The sequence below is a fragment of the Streptomyces sp. NBC_00659 genome (assembly GCF_036226925.1).
In the GTDB taxonomy this organism is placed as follows: Bacteria; Actinomycetota; Actinomycetes; order Streptomycetales; family Streptomycetaceae; genus Streptomyces.
In genome coordinates, this window is sequence record NZ_CP109031.1 from 1,400,995 (window position 1) to 1,419,805 (window position 18,811).

The following is an 18,811-nucleotide window of genomic DNA, read 5'->3' on the forward strand; positions in this document are numbered from 1 at the left end:
TGGCGGGCGGAGTGGCCGGGGGCGTGGGCGGACGGCGTCAGGGCAGGGACAGGGCCGCACACGCCCCCGGGATCAAGGGGCCGGTGACGGACGCTCAGACCGGCGGGGCGATGAAGACGCCGCGGTCGGGGTCGTTGAACGACTCCTTGGCGACGAGTTCGTTCATCGCGTTGGCGGTGCCCCACTGGTCGGTGACCTCGGGCTGGGAGAAGTCGTAGACGTGCGGGTGCCAGGTGTCCTCGTCCAGTTCCTCCAGCTCCGTCGTGTACTCGACGGTGTTCCCGTGCGGGTCGAGGAAGTAGGTGAACGTGTTGTCGCCCGCCATGTGCCGGCCGGGGCCCCAGATCTTGCGGAATCCGGCGCGGGTGACGCGGCCCGATCCGCGCATGTACTCGTCGATCCCGCGCATCTCGAAGGAGATGTGGTGCAGGGCGGTGTGCGGCCCCTGGGCGATGGCCATGGAGTGGTGCTGGTTGCTGATCCGCATGAAGTGCATGACCTCGCCCATGTGCGGCGAGGACAGCGTGTCGGACAGTGCGAAGCCGAGGTGGGTCTCGTACCACTGACGCGTCCGGTTCAGATCCGGGGAGTTGAGGACCACGTGCGAGAGCTTGACGGGGATGGCTTCCCGTTCCTCGATCTTGCGGTGGCGGCGGACCGCGACATCCGCGGAGACCTCGATGGCGCGCCCGTCGACGTCGAAGAAGCGGAAGCCGTATCCGCTGCCGGGGGTGTCGAGCTTGCCGGGCTGCGAGATCAACTGCACGTCACCGGCGGCGAGTTGTTGGGCGAGAGTGTCCACGGCGGCCGGGTTCGCCGCCCCGTAGGAGACCAGGTCGAGGCGCTTCTCGTCGGCCTTGCGCAGTCGCACCACGTAGTTCTCGGGCGATCCCTCGGCGGCCAGGAAGGAGATGCCGGAGTCCTCGGCGACCTTGGTCAGACCCCAGACACCGGAGTAGAAGTCGAGCTGCTTGTCGTAGTCGGGCACAGCAAGGTCGACATGGCGCAGGTGGGTGAGCAGGCGAGGCATGGTGTCAGTCCTTCCGCTGGAGGAGCGCGGCGGCATTGCCGCCGCGCACGGCATCGAAGTCGGCGTCGGTCAAATGCGCGGCGCGCAGGGCGCCCACCGGATCGTCGGTGCCCATGTCGAAGGGGAAGTCGGACCCGAGCAGCACCCGGTCCGCTCCGGCCCGCGCCGTCAGCTCCCGCAGGACTCCCGGGTCGTGGACGAGGGAGTCGAACCAGATCCGTCTGAGATAGCTGCTGGGCAGCTGGGCGCAGGACGCGCCCGCGTCGGAACGCTGCGACCACGCGTGGTCGGAGCGGCCGATGTGGGTCGGCAGGTAGCCGCCCCCGTGCGCGGCGATCAGCCGCAGCTCCGCATGCCGGTCCAGGACACCGGAGAAGATGAGGTGCGAGAGCGCGACGGCGTTCTCCGTGGGCTGGCCGACGGTGTTGGACAGGTACCACCGGTCCAGGCGCTCGTCGAGGGTGCAGCCGAAGGGATGCAGGAACAGGAGGGCACCGGTTGCCTCGGCCCGCGCCCAGAACGGCTCGTAGGCGGGGTCCGACAGTTCACGGCCGGGTGCGTGGCTGGAGATCTCCACACCCAGCAGACCTTGGTCCAGGGCGTGATCCAACGCCGCGACGGCCAGATCCGGGTGCTGCAGGGGAACGAGCCCCAGGCCCTTGAGGCGGTCCGGGGCGGCCGCGCAGTGGCGGGCCGTGGCCTCGTTGGCCAGCCGGTACAGCTTCTCGGCGACCCCCGCGTCGGCCCAGTAGTGGTAATGCGAGGGCGAAGGGCTCACCAGCTGCACGTCCACGCCCTGGGCGTCCATCGCGGCCAGGCGTACGCGGACGTCGGTGAGCCGGGGGACGCGTTCGCGCACCATGGCGCCGCTGACCGCGAGAGCGTCCGCGCCGTTGCGCCGGGCGTCCAGCGCCTTCGCCTCCGCGTGGCCGGGCAGCGTGGCCACGAGCGCCTCGATCTCGGGCAGCAGCAGGTGCGCGTGCACGTCGATGGTGGGCGCGGTCACGGGAGCTCCTTCAGCATGGTCATGGTGCGGCCCATCAGCCCGGCCACATCGGCGTCGCGTACACCGTCGAGCTGCCACTGCCCGATCTGGACCGATGCCTCCACGACGGCTCGTACACGGGGGACGCGGCGCTCGTAGTACGTCTGGAGCAGGGCGTCGTCCCAGGTGTCGGCGCCGGCCAGCAGCTCGGTGAGGACGAGGGCGTCCTCCAGGGACATGGCCGCCCCCTGGGCGAGGGTGGGCGGGCAGCAGTGTGCGGCGTCGCCGGCCAGGACAACGCGCCCGCGGTGCCAGGAGTCCTCCACCAGCATCCGGTCGAACCACGTGTAGTTGACCTGTGCCGGGTCGGTGATGTGGGCGGCGATCTCCGGCCAGCAGCCTCCGTAGTGCTGTGCGAGGGACCGCATCTCGTCCGCGTACGACGCCTGCGGGATCGTGGCGCGGTCGCGGTTGCCCTCGACGACGTACGCGTAGAGCGTGGCTTCACCGGTGGGGCAGTACCCGGCTATGTAGGCGGGGCCTCCGTAGGCGAGATCGGTGCGGACGACGCCCGCGGGGCGCGGGGTCGCGACGCGCCAGATGGCCATGCCGGTGGGTTCCGGCTCGGCGGTGATGCCGATCGCGGCGCGCGTGGTGGAGCCGAGCCCGTCGGCGGCGACGACGAGGTCGTAGCGGCCGGTGGTGCCGTCGCTGAACCGGACCCTCGCGCCGGTGCTGTCCTGGTCGAGGATGTCGGCGCGGGTGCCCAGGCGGACGGTGGCGCCTGACGCGCGGACGGCCGCCATGAGGATCTGCTGGAGTCGGGGGCGCTGCATGCCGACCGTGGCGGGCAGGTCCTCGCCGCCGGTGCGGACGTCGTCGGCGACGTGGAGGACGGTGCCGTCGGGCGCGGTGATGCCGACCGAGCCGAAGCCGTATCCGGACTCCCGCACCTGGTTCCACACACCGAGGTCGCGCAGTACCCGCAGGGCGTTGCCCTGGAGGGTGATGCCGGACCCGGCGGTGGCGTTCCAGTCGTCCTTGGCCTCGATCAGGTCCACCGCGATACCGGCTCGGCGCAGCAGGATCGTGGCTGCGTTGCCTGCCGCTCCCCCGCCGACGACGAGGACCGAACGGGTTGCACTCATATGGGAACTCCCTTGTTCCACTGGCTATTTGACGGCGATCGGGTTGACGGGCGAGCCGACGGCCCCGGTGATGGGCAAAGGTGCGGCGGTGAGGAAGAACTCGTACACGCCGTCGTCCGCGCAGTCCGCGGCGAGAGCGTCGAGGTCCCACATCTCCCCGATGAGCAGCCCGATGTGCGGGATGGCGACCTGGTGCAGCGGCTGGAAGGCGTGCTCGAACTCATTGGGGCGGACCTCGAAGCCCCAGGTGTCGGTGGCGATCGCGGCGATCTCGCTGCCGTGCAGCCAGCGTGCGGTGGTGAAGGACAGGCCGGGGGCCGGTCCGCCCGCGTACTCGCCCCAGCCGTCCCGCCGGGCCCGGGCGAGTCGCCCGGTACGCAGCACGACCAGGTCCCCGCGGCCCACCCGCACCCCGTGGGCCTCGGCGGTGCGTTCCAGATGCTCCTGCGTGATGGCGAATCCGTCGGGCAGCTCGCCCTGTTCGCCGACCGCACGGCCCACGTCGAGCAGTACGCCGCGGCCCGCGACGTGCGGGGCCATGTGCTCGATGCCGGTCACCAGATCACCGTCGGAGGTGACGGTCCGCGCCGCGTCCCGGCCGTTCCACGCCTTGCCGTGGTCGAAGATGTGGCCCAGCCCGTCCCACTGGGTGGAGCACTGCAGCGGCATGGAGATCACGTCGTCGGCGCCGCCGATGCCGTGCGGGAAGCCCTGGTTGCCGAGGGCGGCGTCGGTACCGGTGTCGAGCATCGTGTGCACGGGGTTGGTGCGGCGACGCCAGCCCTTCTGCGGGCCGTCCATGTCGAAACTCTGCGAGAGGGAGAAGGAGACACCGCGGCGGACCAGCGCCGCAGCCTCTATCCGCTTGGCCTCATCGAGGAAGTTGAGCGTGCCCAGCACGTCGCTGTCACCCCAACGCCCCCAGTTGGAGCAGGCTTTGGCCGACTCCGCGATGGCGCCTTCCGGGTCGTGGCGGTCCAGGGTCACGGCGTCACCTGCGCCGTGCAGCGCGTCCGCTGCGCTCCGAGGCCGGTGATCGACCCGTCCATGACGTCCCCGTCGCGCAGCAGCCTGCCCCAGTGCATGCCGTTGCCGGCCGGTGATCCGGTCAGCACCAGGTCTCCGGGCAGAAGCCGGGCGCACTGGGAGGCGTAGGACACCATCCGGGCGACGTCGAAGAGCATGTCCTTGGTGGACTCGTCCTGCATGGTCTCGCCGTTGAGCTTGAGCGTGACGCGCAGGTCGCCGGGCTCGGTGATCGACTCGGCGGGCACGATCCACGGACCGAGCGGGGTGAACCCCGGGGCGTTCTTGCTGCGCAGCCAGTCCGTGCCGATCTGCGGCATGTCCCGCCGGAACACGGTGGCACGGTCGGTGAGGTCGTTGGCGATGGTGTATCCGGCGACGTGGTCCAGGGCCTCCCCGACCTCGACCCCCAGGGCCGGGCGGCCGATGACGGCGACCAGCTCCAGCTCCCAGTCCGGCTGCTCGGCCCAGGCGGGCAGGACGACATCGTCGTACGGGCCCGTGATCGCACTCGGCAGGCCGATGAAGACGTACGGAAGGTCGTCGGCGGCGCGCCGGTCCATGATCTCGGCCGCCTCCTCGCGCCGCTCCTCCACCGGCCGCTCGTCCCCGGGGGCCCGGTGGGCGACGTGCAGGTCGATGACGTGCTGCCGGTAGTTGGCGCCGGACTGGAAGACCTGGCGCGGCTCGACCGGCGCATGCACGTGGAACCCCGCCAGCGGCTGTCGCGGTGCTTCGGCGTCGGTGGCCAGCTCGCGCAACCGGGGCAGGAAGTGTGCCCAGCGTTCCAGCAGCCCGCGTGCGGTGAGCGCCGGCTCCCCGAAGACCGTACGCAGGTCGATCGCCGAGCCGTCGGCTGTGACGAGGGCGGGGAACTCCGGCGCGTCCGGGGCGGAGAGGGTGGCGAGGGCGAAGGGCCCGGCGAAGAGCGGTGCTGCGGGTTCGGGTTTCACGAACGTGTCCTCCTGATTGCGGTGTGACTAATCTGGACCCGCCACCAACAATCAGGGAAATCGATTGCATGGATACTGAGAATTCGTCGTGTCTATAGTCGGACCTACGTCGCCTGTCCTGGACGCCGCACCGCAGAGGGAAATCCGTGAACCTGGCCCGTCTCGACCTCAACCTCGTCGTCGCCCTGCGCGCACTCCTGGAGGAGCGCAATGTGACCCGCGCCGGGCAGCGGGTCGGACTCAGCCAGCCGGCCATGAGCGCGGCCCTGTCCCGGTTGCGGCGGCACTTCGATGACGACCTGCTCGCCCGGACCGGCAGCCACTACGAACTCACCGCACTCGGGCAGGTCCTCCTCGACCGCTCCACCACGGCCTACGACCTGTTGGAACGCCTCTTCAGCAGCCAGGCGAGCTTCGATCCGACGGAGGAGAAGCGGGAATTCAGGCTGATGGCATCGGACTACGCCGTCGCCGTCTTCGGCGCCGAACTCGCCCGTACCGTGCACGAGTCGGCCCCCGGCATTCGCCTGCGCTTCACCCAGACTCCGCCCACCGTGGTCGACGACACGGGCCTGCTGCTCAGCGCCGTCGACGGTCTGCTCATGCCGCACGGCATCATCAACGACTACCCCGTCACGGACCTCTACGAGGACCGCTGGGTGTTCCTCGTCGATCAGGACCATCCCGACGTGGGTGATCGCCTGACCCGCGAGAACCTGGCCCTGCTGCCGTGGGTGACGTATCAGCGGACCTACGACGCCCCCGCCGTACGACAGTTGGGCATGCTCGGCATCGAACCCAATGTCGAAGTCTCTGCGGACAGCTTCCTGGCACTGCTGCTCCTCGTCGCCGGCACCCGGCGGATCGCGCTGGTCCAGGAGCGGTTCGCCCGGCTGCTCGCGCCGGTCACGTCGGTCCGGGTCCTTCAACCGCCTTACGAGGCGGTGCCGTTGAGAGAGGCCTTGTGGTGGCATCCGGTCCACACGCACGACGCGGCCCACATCTGGCTCCGCGAGACGGCGGCGCGGGTGGGCGCACGCATGGCGTCGGCGCCAGGTGGCCCGGCTGATCTGTGAGCATTCGCCTTGCGGCGTCGCCCGATCGGCGAACTGACCGTCGAGGACACGCACTTGTTGATCAGGCAGGACATAGGCCTGCCCCACGCAGGACGCTCCCCGTGAAGAGAAGGCCGGCGTATCCACGGGACGTCTCGCCGGAGCAAGCGCGGGACCGGACGCGTCGATGGTCGGCCACGGGTGAGCCGGCGGACCATGGCACGGTGCTCTGACCTCCCACAGGCAGATGTCTGGCCCGGCAGCATGCTCCACACCCCTTCGGACGGGGCGGATCCGCGAAGCGTTACCGGGTCTGTCGGCCGAGCGGCTGTGGGCGCGCCCGGCCGGGCCGGATCAGACGGCCGAGTTTCGGGCCTGTCCAGGCGTCCGGCGCCGGTCGGCCGTCGGTGCCGGGGGCCGCTCCGGTGTCATCGCCGGAGCAGCCGGTGATGAGCGCGAGGGCGGCCGTTGAGATTCATTCAACGTGATGTCGAGCGCCGCTGCTACGTCGTTCGCCGGTTGGTGGTGGCGCCCGCCGTGATGAGGAGAGCGACAGTTGCGGGGTGGGGGCCGTTGTTCGCCCAGTCCAAGGGGGACCAGCCCGTGCCGTGATCTTCCTGTGCATTCGGATCGGCACCGTGCGCCAACAGCGCGCGCACCGTCTCGGTGTGCCCCCAGCTTGCGGCTGCGCACAACGGCGTGCCCTCTGCGCCGATTCCGCTGCTCTCGGTGTCAGGGGAGGCGCCGGCCGTGAGAAGCAGGCGGGCGATCTCGGCTTCTCCGTTCACGGATGCGGCGTACAGAGGGGTTGTGCCTTCGCTGTCGGCTTGCTCCGGGTTGGCCCCAGTCCGCAGAACCGCCTTCACGACAGCGGTGTCACCCACCGGAATTGCGTTGAAGAGGCGCCGTGAGAGCTTCTTTCGCTGCCGCTGGTTCATGAGAGCCGAGGCTAGTGCCGCGGCAGGCAATGTTTGCCCGTCAAGGAGCGGCGCCCGGTGCGTGCTCTCGGTGTGCCGGCCGGAAGTCCTCGTACTGGATGTACTTGGGCTTTCGGCCGGTGCGGCGAGAGTGCGTGCCGGGAGTCGCGACGGGGCGAACGTTGCCTGTCGCGGCACTAGCGACTGGGCCTGTGGTGGGGCCAGTCATATCCATTCGTTGATGGCCGCGACCAGCACTGTTGCTTCGTAGCAGACCTCAAGTCTGCCGTATCGCGTGGCAACGGCGCGGTGCCTCTTGAGGCGGGACGTTCCTGGGCCGGGTGGCATCACCACGTCACCCTGGTCACCGCCGCCCACGCCTTCCTCACCGAACAACGCCTGGCCCCAAAAGCCGATACAGCCAACTCACCCTCCACCAGATCCTCGACGCCCTCCAGGACCTGCTGAACTGCTGGACCGGCACCTGCACCACCTGCCACCAACCCCTCCCCGCCAGAACACACACCGCACCAAGACCCAGACAGACCCAACGGAGTCCTATTAGTCCTCTGACCGGCAACGTTCACCGGGTTAACTGCTGGATCGAGTGTTTGCTGGGCCTGTAGGTTGCCGACGTGAGTGATGATGGCAAGACTCGGATCCGATTCGCGGAGAATGCAGATGCAGCCCTGATCGCGCGCATCCACATGACCTCTCGGTCGGCGACCATGCCCTACCTGCCCCCGCAGAAGCGCAGTCACGAGCAGGTGACCCGATGGGTCCAGGACGTCCTGCTCAAGCTATGTCGCACTTGGGTCGCAGTGCGTGATGCCGAGATCATCGGCTACGCGGCCCTCGACGGCAACATGCTCGAACACCTCTATTTGCGCCCGGACGTCCGCCGGCAAGGAATCGGCACGCTACTGCTCGATGAGGTCAGGCGGCACAGCCCTGACGGGGTGTCCCTGCACGTCTTTCAGCAGAACACCGATGCCCGCGCGTTCTACGAGAGCCACAGTTTCACCGTCCTCGACACCAACGATGGTGATCGCAACATGGAGAACCTGCCCGACATGACGCTTCGCTGGACGCCGAACAGCGTCCAGTAATCCGTACCGACCGGACGAGCCAAAGGCTCACGCCGCAGCGGCGAGGGGGCGTCCGCCCCAGGGGATGCCTTTCTCGCTGCGGATGCGGGCGCGCTCCTTGCGCTGTGCAGCGAGGACGTCAGGGTGGCGGACGTTGGCGTTGCGCCGGCGCAGATAGCGATGCAAGGCCCGGGTCTGCGCGGGATGGCTGCGGTGGTTGGAATTCGCCACGGTGAACTGCCGCAGCGGGCCGGAATGGGCCTCGATCGGGTTGGCCCAGGAGGCATAGGTCGGGGTGAAGCACAGCTCGACCTTGTTCTTCTTCGCCCGCCTCGGATGTCTGCTCCGGTATGGGCGGAGAGGTTGTCCAAGATGATGTAGATCGGGGCTCCGTCGGACCGGGCCGCGCGGATCGATTTTGGCGGTGCCCTTGCGGCGCCGGTTGACGCCCCACAACCGGTCGTCTCCCACGGAGTAGCAGCCGTGCAAGTACGTGACGCCGTGGGTGCGGCGGTAGGTCGCCGGCAGGCGGTCGGGCTTGCCCTGTTTCGCCCAACAGGAGCCTGCGGTGGGCCTGATCCCCAGGGGCCCGAACTCGTCGAAGGCGAACACCCGGTCGGGGAAGCGGTCCAGCACGTGCTCGATGCGGTCGAGCTTGGCATCGCGTTCGGGATCGGGCGACTCCTTCCAGGTCTTGGTGCGCTGGGAGGTGATGCCACGGCGTAACAGCAGGCACCGTAACGCTTCACGACCGACACGGATGACGCGTCCGTGGACGCGGCGCAGGTAGGCGGCGAGTTTACGGATCGACCAACGGGTGAAGGGCTGGCCGAGCTTGGTGGGGCAGGTGGTGACCGTCTGCACGACGAAGTCCTCGTCGTCACGACTGAGCAGGCGGGGACGGCCTCCCGCCCATCGAGGGTCCAGACAGTTCAGGCCGATCTCGTTGAACCGGTGAATCACGTCCCGGACCATGTCCTCGTGGCCTGGACCAACTGGGCAATCACCGGGACACGGTTCCCGCCGGCGGACGCGAGCAGCATCATCGCCCGCCGATAGCGCACCGAGTTTGTACTGCCCCGGCGCACGATCTGCTGCAGCTTCTGTCCCTCCTGGTCGGTCAGTCTGCGCACCCGCACAGGCTCAGCCACCACACCTCCCGCGGTCGGAACGGACGTCACCGCCCATCCAACCGCTCCCATCGCCAACCCGGCGAACCTTCCTGGTCAGAGCACTATCCGAGCTTTTGCAGCACCTCGGCGACGGTGGTCCGGTACGTCCGCAGCGCCTGCAGTCCGGCGGCGTAGCGGTCGCGGTGGTGTGTGATGTCCACGGCCTGCTTCTGCGCCCGTACGGTGTGCCAGAGCTCGGCCGTATGGTGGCGGCGCTTGCAGGTGACGTCCGCGACGGCGGTGGACCGCTCCCGCTGCGTATGCCGGGTGTTGCCCTTCCCGTCCCGCTGCCAGGCGGTGTCCGTGTACGCCGCGACGGGATCGGGATAGCGCGTGAATCCTTGTTCTGCCACGCAGCGGGACCACACCTCCCAAGCCGAGCGGAGGCGCGGGTCGCGCTTGACCGCCTTGTCGACCTCGATCGCCCGTGTGGTTGCGTAGAGCCAGTCCCGCTTGAGGTCGATGCCGCGCATCAGCCGCCGGTTCGCATCGGCGTTGCAGGCGGGGAGGTCCGCATACTCGGCGTTGGTCATCCGGCGGCCCTTCGGCTGGAGGGCCAGCGGCCTTGCCGGGTCCCAGCCGTAGCCCCAGCGGCGGGCGGTGGTGAGATCCAGGGCACCGTAGTCGGTGCTGACCGCGGTGACGACGACGGGGTCGCTGGGGTAGCGCGGGTCGAGCGGGAAGTCCGGGTGGCCACGCTCCGCCATGCACTGACGGACCAGCAACGCCGATGCCCGCTGCCATCGCTGGTAGTCCTGCGGCGTGTAGTCGTAGCGGTCGGCAGGCAGGGGGCCGAGGTCCGACGCCGTACGGATGACCTTCGGCCCTCCTGGACCGGAGACACAGACCGCCGCCAGCACCGCCGCCGCACCCAGCCGCCACCCCCGCTTCGTCATGCGAAGAGATGCTAGCGAGCGGTGTGGAGCGGTCAGCCGTGACCCCGCCAACTCAGCGACGCACGCCATGACTTAAAGCGACGGAAAGCCCGATCAGGCGACTCCTGTCGCAGTGGGCGCGCACCTGGGCGTGTCACCTGGCCGGGCATGGGCGCGGCTACGCACGCGGCGAGAGCGGGCGCCGCCAGGCCGCGCACCCAACCGCCGAGCCCCACAGCATCAGGCATTCACAGTACGGCCCAAGGACGTATGAACCGCCCTCTGAGGACAGAACCAGGGCGATCGGTTCCTCCAAGTCGAGGTCCGTCGCACAGCCTTGACGGCATTGGTCCGGTCCAATAGCGTCGCCCCGCACAGAACTCCACACGGCTCAACACCCGCCAGCCGTCACCTGCGCTGATGGTGTGTCCGCCGGCCGAGGGACGGGATTCCGGCCGCCCGCTGTGGGCCCGCCCGCCCACGGCAGCCCAGGTGCCGGTCCTCGCCTGCTCGTCGTCATCCAGATCCTCAAGTGCGTGTGCACTGCTCACCGTTGATGGAGATCACCGGGGCGGCATGGCGGACAGACACGATCACGCCTTTTCTTCGAAGGTCGGACATATGCAATTATCCTCTGCAAGATCACCGCGCCGCGGATGGAAGAGAGCGCTGACTCTGATTCCCGTCGTCGTGGTGACGATGGCGGCCACCGTCACCGGGACGCTGAACGCCGAAGCGGCAGTGCCCCCGACGCCGTCGGGCTTCACGCTCACCTGGAGCGACGACTTCAGCGGTGCGTCCGGCACCGGCATCGACCAGAGCCTGTGGAAGTACGACACCGGGCCGGGAAGCAACTTCGGCACCGGCGAGATCGAGACCATGACCAACAGCACCTCGAACGTCTATTACGACGGCCAGGGGCATCTGGTTCTCCAAGCGCTGCATTCCGGTTCCGACCCGCGGGGCGGATGGACCTCCGGGCGCGTGGAGACCCAGTCGGCGGCATTTGGCGCCCCGGCCGGCGGAGTCGTACGTATCGAGTCCGTCCTCCAGCAGCCCAACGTCACCACCGCCAACGGCGCGGGCTACTGGCCGGCGTTCTGGATGCTCGGCGCGCCGCTGCGCGACGGTGTGACCTGGCCGAAGTCCGGCGAGATCGACATCATGGAGGACATCAACGGCCGCAGCTCCGTTTTCAGCACCCTCCACTGCGGCGTGAACCCGGGCGGGCCGTGCAACGAGTCGACCGGCATCGGCTCGGGTGAACGCGCCTGCGCCGGCTGCCAGACCGGCTTCCACGACTACGCGGCGGAGATCGACCGCTCGGTGTCGCCGGAGCAGATCAGGTTCTACCTCGACGGGAACAACTTCTTCACCGTCAGCGCCAACCAGGTGGACGCGACGACCTGGGCCGACGCGGTCGACCACCCCTTCTTCATCATCTACGACCTGGCGATCGGCGGCGGCTTCCCCGACGCCTTCGGTGGGGGCCCGAACGCGTCGACGGTCTCCGGCGGCAAACTGGTCGTCGACTCCGTGGCCGTCTACAACAAGGGGCCTGGCTCCGGGGGCGGCGGCGGTTCGTCGACCGGCCAGACGATCACCGGACCGGGCGGCAAGTGTGTCGATGTGGCGGGTGACGACACCGGCGGCGACGGCACCGCGGTCCAGCTGTGGGACTGCCAGTCGGCGGCCAAGGACCAGCACTGGACCTGGAGCGGCCAGACCCTCCAGACCCTCGGCAAATGCCTGGACATCGCCGGCGGCAACAGCGCCGCGGGTACGAAGTTGCAGCTCGCCACGTGCAACAGCGGCGGCTACCAGGCATGGGTGCGGCAGAGCGACGGCTCGCTGAAGAACCCGGCCAGCGGCCGGTGCATCGACTCGCCGTCGGGTGCCACCGCGAACGGCACACGCCTCCAGCTCTGGGACTGCAACAGCTCCGGCGCCCAGAACTTCGCCATCGGTACCCCGGTCTACGGACCGGGCGGCAAGTGTGTGGACGTGGCGGGTGACGACACCGGCGGCGACGGCACCGCGATCCAGCTGTGGGACTGCCAGCAGGCAACCTCGCTCGACCAGAAGTGGACGTGGAACGGTCAGACCCTGCGCACGCTGGGCAAGTGCCTGGACATCGCGGGCGGTGTCAACACGGCGGGCACGCAACTCCAGTTGGCCACCTGCAACGGCGGTGCCTACCAGAACTGGATCGCCAACGCCGACGGCTCGATGTCCAACCCGGTCACCGGCCGGTGCATCGACTCACCCTCCGGCGCCACCGCGAACGGCACACGCCTCCAGATCTGGGACTGCAACAGCTCCGGCGCCCAGAAGTTCGCCCTGGCATGAGAGGGAGGAGGCTCCCTGCCCCCGGCAGAAGCCTCCTCCCTTCCCCTGCTCCAGACCCTGTGTGAACCGAGGTCGGGTACATCGAAGGGCAGCACCTCAGCCGGTGAAGCTCTTCGATGTATCGCCGGTGAGCACTGGCGCACTGGCGCAGGACACGAGTCGCGAGTCCGTCAGGGGTGACCATGTCGTCGGCCGCACCGTGCGGCGTGCCGCGGTCCGGCCGAGACAGGCCCGGGCGATCTCTCTAACCGGCCCGGCAGTTCAGGACCGGCGTACCGGCGCCACCCGGCGTCGCACCGAACCCGAACCCGGTGGAAGCGCCGGCCGCGATGGCGCCGTTGTGGTCGGCGTTGTTCGCGGTCACCGTCCTGCCCACCTGGCTGTAGGAGGCGTTCCACATCGCGGAGATGGTCTGGCCGCCCGGCCACTCCCACGTGACCTGCCACGACTTGGTCGCCGAGGAGCCCGTGTTGGTGACCGTGACGTCGGCGTTGAATCCGCTGCCCCAGTCGCTGCTCACCTTGTAGGTGGCGCTGCATCCGCTGGAGCCGCCCCCGGTGCCGGCGGTCGTCGCGGTGACCGACGCGGACGCCGCGGAGGTGTTGCCTGCCGCGTCGCGAGCCCGCACGGTGTAGTCGTAACGGGTCCCCGCGGTGAGGCTCGTGTCGGTGAAGGACGTGCCGGTGGCCTCACCGGCCTTGGCGTTGCCACGGTAGACGTCGTAGCCGGTCACCCCGGTGTCGTCGGTGGAGGCTTTCCAGGACAGGGACACACTCGACGCGGTGGTACCGGTCACGGCCAGTCCGGTCGGTGCCGAGGGCGCGTTCGTATCTCCGCCTCCCCCGCCTCCGGTGAAGCCCGGGGCCTTGATGGCCGCCAGGTAGCCGTCCTTCACGGTGTCCACGGTCTGCCAGTCGTCCTTGAGGATGCCTCCCGTGTCGCCGGAGTTCGGATTCCACGACCAGAAGGTCCAGTTGAAGCTGTCGGCCCCGTACGTGTTCGTGGGGCGCAGGTAGTCGACGAGCGCCGCGAGCCACTTCTGGTCGACCGTCGACTGCAGGGTGGTGCCGAACTCGCCGAGCCAGACAGGGGCGATGTTCTGTTTGAAGATGTAGCCCCAGTACTTGTCCCAGACGGCCGGCATGTTCGCCGGGAACGACGGGTCGCTGAACCACGGTTGCTGCGCGACGCTGGTGGCGTAGTCGTGGGCCGAGTAGACCACGCGGTTGGCGACACTCAGCCGCACCGGCGCGGTGGCCACCCCGGCGAGATTGCCGCCCCACCAGGTGCCCTGACCGTTCACCGTCTGAACGCCCTCGACGAAGATCAGCAGGCTGGGGTTGACGGACAGGACAGCGTTCCCGGCCCGCTCCGCCGCGAGCCGCCAGTCGGTGCTCGTGTCGCCGCAGCCCCAACAGGCTGGATCGTGCGGCTCGTTGTGCAGGTCGATGCCGATCACGGCGGTGTTGCCCTGGTAGCGCGCCGCCAGGGCCTTGAGGTCGGCGATCCAGGTCGCCTCGGGGACGGCGGAGGTGTACCAGAGCGCCGACTGGGCCGAGGAGTCGGGCCGATGACGGTCGAGTACGACCTTGAGGCCGATCGAGCCCGCGTAACCGACGATCTTGTCCATCACCTGGAGCGAGTCGAGCCCTTGCAGGTCGGAGTTCAGACCGTTGGCGTACGTGATGCCGTTGGGCTGGGTGCCCTTGAGGATGTCGTCGCTGTAGGGCAGGCGGATGGTGTTGTAGCCCAGGGTCTTCATCTGGTCGGTCATCGACTTGTAGTCGCGCGACCAGAGGCCGTGAGCGACGTAGTTGGACGTCTCGAACCCGAACCAGTTGACGCCTGCCATGCGCACCGGCTGGTTCTGCGCGTCAAGGATCCGGCGGCCCTCGGTGTGCCAGTATCCGGCGCCGGATGCGGCTGCCGCAGGCGACGGGGACGAGGGGGCGACCGCCGCCTGCGCGGGCACCACCACCGTGAACGGAACGAGAGCCGCGAGGGCCGCGGTGAGGAGCGCGACCAGGGTGCGCCTGACGCGGAATGAGGGTGGGTGACGCATGGCGTGGGGGTCCTCTCCGGGTGGGAGCGCTCCCATTCTTGGGCGCACGTCTCCGGCGGGCAGGCGGATGGGCATCCGGCATGGCGGCTCCCGCGGACCGGCAGGAGTGTCCCGCTCCCGACGGCCGGCTCGTCGAAGCCGGACTGCGCACATGGAAGCCACTAAGCGTGTTCGCGTCAATACCTCACGCGATGATCGCTTTCCTTCGCGGAGTTGCCGACCGCGGGCACGCTCCGTTCAGACCACGCCCGCGCACCATTGCGGCCATGCAGGGCGCGCCCCCGCTTTCCGGATTCCCCGCGTGCCGCTTCCCGGGTCCCCCACGCCTTCGCACCCCACCGCAACCCGGCGCGCACCGCGCGGCCCGCGAGCGAGCCAGGCCACGGAGCCGCGATAAGTGACGGATCGTCAGCAGGGCATCTTTCGCACGAGTGTTGACATCCACAGGTCGAACGCCGCACCTTGGGAGCGCTCCCACCTGCACCCCCATGTCCCCGCCGTCACATCAGTGGCCGGCACCGTCCACGCGCGCCGGCCAGATGCCTGGTCCACGTCCGGACGACGCCGCGGCTCACTCGTGTTCGGCGGCCCTCCAGCTCCCAGCTTGCGCGACGCACGCGGTCGCACCTTCGTCATGCCTGAACGCAACGCCCGTCCGGCGGAGTTCCGTCCGGTGTGCCCGAGCCGCGGCACACCGGGGGGCCGCCGGCGATCCCGCACGCCGACCGTACCCGCCTGCTCTCCCCAGGAGATGGCCGATGCCTTCCCGTAGATCCGACTCCACCGTGCGCCGAAGCGGACCGAAGCGGACCGCCGCTCTGGCCGTCGGTGCCCTTCTCGGAGCCCTGTCCGTCGCCGCCCTTCCGACCACCGCGACCGCGGCCGCCAAACTCGACAATCCCTACGTCGGCGCGAAGGCCTACGTGAATCCCGACTGGTCGGCCAAGGCCGCGGCCGAGCCGGGCGGTTCGGCCATCTCCGACCAGCCCACCTTCGTCTGGCTGGACCGGATGGCCGCGATCCAGGGCACCGCCGACGCCCGTGGTCTCAAGGCCCACCTCGACGCGGCCAAGGCGCAGGGCGCCAACCTCGTCCAGTTGGTCATCTACGACCTGCCGGGCCGGGACTGCGCGGCCCTCGCCTCCAACGGCGAACTCGGCCCCGACGACCTGGCCACGTACCAGAGTGATTACATCGACCCGATCGCGGCGATCCTCGCCGATCCGGCCTACGCGAGCCTGCGGATCGTCAACCTCATCGAGCCCGACTCGCTGCCCAACCTCGTCACCAACGCGGGCGGCACCGCCGGCTCCACGACCCAGTGCGCCACGATGAAGGCGAACGGCAACTACGAGAAGGGCGTCGGCTACGCCCTCCACAAGCTCGGCGCTCTGCCCAACGCCTACAACTACATCGACGCCGGCCACCACGGCTGGCTCGGCTGGGACAGCAACCTCGTGCCGTCGGCCCAGGAGTTCAAGAAGGCCGCCACCACCAACGGCGCCACCGTGAACGATGTGACGGGCTTCATCGTCAACACCGCCAACTACTCCGCCACCAAAGAGCCGTACGTGAAGGTGACGGACACGGTCAACGGGCAGACGGTGCGCCAGTCGAAGTGGATCGACTGGAACCAGTACGACGACGAGAGCTCGTACGCGCAGGGCCTGCGCACCGCGCTCGTCGCGCAGGGATTCGACGCCGGGATCGGCATGCTCGTCGACACCTCGCGCAACGGCTGGGGCGGTTCGGCCCGGCCGACCGGTCCCGGCCCGACGACCAGCGTCGACACCTACGTGGACGGCGGTCGCATCGACCGGCGCATCCACGCCGGAAACTGGTGCAACCAGAGCGGGGCGGGTCTCGGCGAGCGCCCGGCGACCGCGCCCGACACCGGAATCGACGCCTACGTGTGGGCCAAGCCGCCGGGTGAGTCCGACGGGGCCAGCCAGGCCGTCGACAACGACGAGGGCAAGGGCTTCGACCGGATGTGCGACCCCACGTACACCGGGAATGGGCGTAACGGGAACAACCTCACCGGAGCGCTGTCCAACTCCCCGCTCGCCGGGCACTGGTTCTCCGCCCAGTTCCGTCAACTGCTCGCCAATGCCAACCCGCCCTTGAGCGGATCGGGTGGCGGCGGCGGTGACACGCAGGCCCCGACCGTTCCCGGTGGTCTCGCGGTCGGCTCCACGACGAGCAACAGCGCCACCCTGAGCTGGAGCGCGTCCACGGACAACACCGCGGTCACCGGATACGACGTCTACCGCGACGGCACCAAGGTCGGCAGCGCCACCACCACGTCCTACACCGACAGCGGGCTCGCCGCCTCCACCACCTACGCGTACACCGTCAAGGCCAAGGACGCGGCCGGCAACGTCTCGTCCTCGTCCACCGCGGTGTCCGCCACCACCAAGGCATCGGGCGGAGGAGGAGGCACCCCGGGCCTCAAGGCGCAGTACAAGAACAACGACTCCTCCACCGGTGACAACGGGATCAGGCCCGGCCTCAAGCTCGTCAACGGCGGATCCGGTGCCGTCGATCTGTCCAAGGTGACCATCCGCTACTGGTTCACCGGAGAATCCTCCTCCGCCGGCTACCAGACGTTCTGTGACTGGGCGCAGCTCGGCTGCTCCACGGTGAAGACTTCGGTGAGCGCCGTCTCCCCGAGCCGCACGGGCGCGGACCACTACCTGGAGGTGGGCTTCACCTCCGGTTCGCTGGCGGCCGGAGCGGACAGCGGTGATCTGCAGCTGCGCATGGCCAAGTCCGACTGGTCGAACTTCGACGAGTCGAACGACTACAGCCGGGGCGCCGGCACCTCCTACGCGGACGCGGCGAAGGTGACCGTGTACGTGTCGGGCACCCTCGCCTGGGGCACCGAGCCGTAGAGCGGGAGCGGACGGAACGGACAGGGGCCGGGGCGGTGACGCTCCGGCCCCTGTGCCGTCCGTGCAGGACGCCGCCGCTCTTCTCGCCCTCTCATGAGTGTCGGTGATAGGCCTTGTTGGCGATGCGCCAACCGTCGTCGACTCGGACCAGCAGGAAGATGTCGGTGAAGGTGTCCGCGCCGTGCCGGAGCGTCATGGTCGCGGTCGCGATGGTGCCGTGAACGTCGACGGTGTCGATCCGGCGGGAGCGGGTCGGTTCGTCCGGAGCCGGGTGGCCGTGGAAGAGAGCGCAGTATTCGTCCAAGGGCCACGAGACGAATGCGCCGCCCCGGATTCCCTCGATATGGGCGGTGGGCAGGAACGCGTCGCGGAAGTGGGCGGGCTCGCCGGTGGCGTGTCCGCGAATGTAGGCGCGGAGCGGTTCGAGAACGGCGTCCGACACGGCGGGGACCATGGCGGCCATGGCGATGTCGGCCTCGGAGGCGGCACGGGTGTCAGCCAGACCGACGGGGCTGCGCAAAGGCGTGTTCGACGCGTCGGCCGGCAGAGTCATGTCCTTGGCCGGCGCACCGATCGTGAAGTCGGCGGTGCCGACGGGCGGCTCACCGTCGAGGAAGGCACGTTTGCGGACCACGAGCCCGCCGAGCGGGCCGAGTTCGAGGACATCCAGCGCCTGGGCGCGCCGCAAGCCGAGGGCGTCGGCTTGCAGCAGTGAGTCGCGCAGTGCGAGGACGGCGCCGGCGAGGCTGTTGTTGGCGATCAGCTTGAGCGCGGCGGCGGTGGAGGCGTCGTCGACGCGCCGCACGGTGCCGAGCGTTTCCAGAATCGGCCGGGCTCGATCGAGCGTGTCCTGGTCGGCGGCGGCGAGAATCTGCAGGGTGCCCGCGACGGCAGCCAGCACGGAGCCGAGAACGGGCGCGTGGACGTAGGACGGGCCGAGTTGCCGGGCCAGATCCGACGCTTCGGCAGGGGCGACAGTGCTCATGTTCAGCACCGTCGTGTCCGGTCGCAGCGAATGACGGACGTCGTCCAGGAGCTGCCGACAGGCCGGGCCGTCGAACAGCGCCAGGAGCACGAGGTCGGCCTTTGCCACTGCCTCGTTCGGGTCGCCGGCCGTCCTGACGGCGCCCGATGTGCGCCCTGAGCGTGTCCAGCCCACGACATCCCAGCCCTGGGCAGTGAGTCGGGTCGCGATCGCGCCACCCATGCGCCCCAGGCCGAGGACGGCGATCGTGTGCGGTGTGGTCATGCCCGCCAGCG

13 protein-coding genes and 2 pseudogenes are annotated in these 18,811 nt (G+C 69.3%); 5 read left to right on the top strand and 10 right to left on the bottom strand.

Going from position 1 to position 18,811, the window contains the following annotated elements; translation table 11 throughout:
* Nucleotides 1-94: 94 nt before the first annotated feature.
* From OG410_RS06000 to OG410_RS06020, 5 genes are read right to left on the bottom strand one after another with little or no spacing between them, the layout of a single operon-like run.
* On the bottom strand, nt 95-1,030 hold the full coding sequence (locus OG410_RS06000) for a VOC family protein (RefSeq protein ID WP_329298162.1): 936 nt from the start codon (nt 1,028-1,030) through the stop codon (nt 95-97).
* 4 nt (nt 1,031-1,034) lie between these two features.
* The gene (locus tag OG410_RS06005) at nt 1,035-2,036 is read right to left on the bottom strand and encodes an amidohydrolase family protein (RefSeq protein WP_329298163.1); all 1,002 of its coding nucleotides are present in this window, start codon (nt 2,034-2,036) and stop codon (nt 1,035-1,037) included.
* A complete protein-coding gene (locus OG410_RS06010) occupies nt 2,033-3,163 on the bottom strand; it encodes an FAD-dependent monooxygenase (protein WP_329298164.1) in 1,131 nt (376 codons plus the stop codon). Before OG410_RS06010 ends, OG410_RS06005 begins: the two co-directional genes overlap by 4 nt.
* Nucleotides 3,164-3,187: 24 nt before the next feature.
* A complete protein-coding gene (locus OG410_RS06015) occupies nt 3,188-4,150 on the bottom strand; it encodes a cyclase family protein (RefSeq protein ID WP_329298165.1) in 963 nt (320 codons plus the stop codon).
* Nucleotides 4,147-5,142, bottom strand: a complete 996-nt coding sequence (locus OG410_RS06020) for a fumarylacetoacetate hydrolase family protein (RefSeq protein ID WP_329298166.1) — start codon at nt 5,140-5,142, stop codon at nt 4,147-4,149. Before OG410_RS06020 ends, OG410_RS06015 begins: the two co-directional genes overlap by 4 nt.
* 146 nt (nt 5,143-5,288) lie before the next feature.
* On the opposite strand from OG410_RS06020, the gene OG410_RS06025 reads away from it, so the two are divergent.
* Complete coding sequence (locus OG410_RS06025; RefSeq protein WP_329298167.1) at nt 5,289-6,218, top strand: LysR family transcriptional regulator; 930 nt, start codon at nt 5,289-5,291, stop codon at nt 6,216-6,218.
* Nucleotides 6,219-6,700: 482 nt separating this feature from the next.
* On the opposite strand, the gene OG410_RS06030 is transcribed toward OG410_RS06025, so the two are convergent.
* Nucleotides 6,701-7,135 (bottom strand): ankyrin repeat domain-containing protein, encoded by a 435-nt coding sequence (locus OG410_RS06030; RefSeq protein WP_329298168.1) that lies wholly within the window; start codon nt 7,133-7,135, stop codon nt 6,701-6,703.
* Nucleotides 7,136-7,438: 303 nt separating this feature from the next.
* Here OG410_RS06030 and OG410_RS06035 point away from each other — a divergent pair.
* Both OG410_RS06035 and OG410_RS06040 read left to right on the top strand, forming a co-directional pair.
* Nucleotides 7,439-7,582, top strand: a pseudogene (locus OG410_RS06035) (IS701 family transposase); the annotation flags it as partial.
* 167 nt (nt 7,583-7,749) lie between these two features.
* Nucleotides 7,750-8,223, top strand: a complete 474-nt coding sequence (locus OG410_RS06040; protein WP_329298169.1) for a GNAT family N-acetyltransferase — start codon at nt 7,750-7,752, stop codon at nt 8,221-8,223.
* Nucleotides 8,224-8,250: 27 nt separating this feature from the next.
* Here the strand turns inward: OG410_RS06040 and OG410_RS06045 are convergent.
* Nucleotides 8,251-9,353: pseudogene (locus OG410_RS06045) on the bottom strand (IS630 family transposase).
* Between the two features lie 83 nt (nt 9,354-9,436).
* Nucleotides 9,437-10,270, bottom strand: a complete 834-nt coding sequence (locus OG410_RS06050; RefSeq protein WP_329298170.1) for a hypothetical protein — start codon at nt 10,268-10,270, stop codon at nt 9,437-9,439.
* Nucleotides 10,271-10,948: 678 nt separating this feature from the next.
* Between OG410_RS06050 and OG410_RS06055 the strand changes: the two genes are divergently transcribed.
* Nucleotides 10,949-12,598 (top strand): ricin-type beta-trefoil lectin domain protein, encoded by a 1,650-nt coding sequence (locus OG410_RS06055; protein WP_329304035.1) that lies wholly within the window; start codon nt 10,949-10,951, stop codon nt 12,596-12,598.
* A 244-nt stretch (nt 12,599-12,842) separates the two neighbouring features.
* Here the strand turns inward: OG410_RS06055 and OG410_RS06060 are convergent, their stop codons facing one another.
* Nucleotides 12,843-14,660: a cellulase family glycosylhydrolase gene (locus tag OG410_RS06060; protein ID WP_329298171.1), complete on the bottom strand. Its 1,818-nt coding sequence runs from the start codon at nt 14,658-14,660 to the stop codon at nt 12,843-12,845.
* 758 nt (nt 14,661-15,418) lie between these two features.
* On the opposite strand from OG410_RS06060, the gene OG410_RS06065 reads away from it, so the two are divergent.
* Complete coding sequence (locus tag OG410_RS06065) at nt 15,419-17,551, top strand: glycoside hydrolase family 6 protein (protein ID WP_329298172.1); 2,133 nt, start codon at nt 15,419-15,421, stop codon at nt 17,549-17,551.
* 91 nt (nt 17,552-17,642) lie between these two features.
* On the opposite strand, the gene OG410_RS06070 is transcribed toward OG410_RS06065, so the two are convergent.
* On the bottom strand, nt 17,643-18,800 hold the full coding sequence (locus OG410_RS06070; protein ID WP_329298173.1) for a nuclear transport factor 2 family protein: 1,158 nt from the start codon (nt 18,798-18,800) through the stop codon (nt 17,643-17,645).
* Nucleotides 18,801-18,811 lie beyond the last annotated feature (11 nt).

Coding starts and splice junctions, on each gene's coding strand:
- OG410_RS06010 (WP_329298164.1), bottom strand. CDS start 3,163: ATGAGTGCAACCCGTTCGGTCCTCGTCGTCGGCGGGGGAGCGGCAGGC.
- OG410_RS06060 (WP_329298171.1), bottom strand. CDS start 14,660: ATGCGTCACCCACCCTCATTCCGCGTCAGGCGCACCCTGGTCGCGCTC.
- OG410_RS06030 (WP_329298168.1), bottom strand. CDS start 7,135: ATGAACCAGCGGCAGCGAAAGAAGCTCTCACGGCGCCTCTTCAACGCA.
- OG410_RS06050 (WP_329298170.1), bottom strand. CDS start 10,270: ATGACGAAGCGGGGGTGGCGGCTGGGTGCGGCGGCGGTGCTGGCGGCG.
- OG410_RS06000 (WP_329298162.1), bottom strand. CDS start 1,030: ATGCCTCGCCTGCTCACCCACCTGCGCCATGTCGACCTTGCTGTGCCC.
- OG410_RS06065 (WP_329298172.1), top strand. CDS start 15,419: ATGCCTTCCCGTAGATCCGACTCCACCGTGCGCCGAAGCGGACCGAAG.
- OG410_RS06055 (WP_329304035.1), top strand. CDS start 10,949: ATGGCGGCCACCGTCACCGGGACGCTGAACGCCGAAGCGGCAGTGCCC.
- OG410_RS06070 (WP_329298173.1), bottom strand. CDS start 18,800: ATGACCACACCGCACACGATCGCCGTCCTCGGCCTGGGGCGCATGGGT.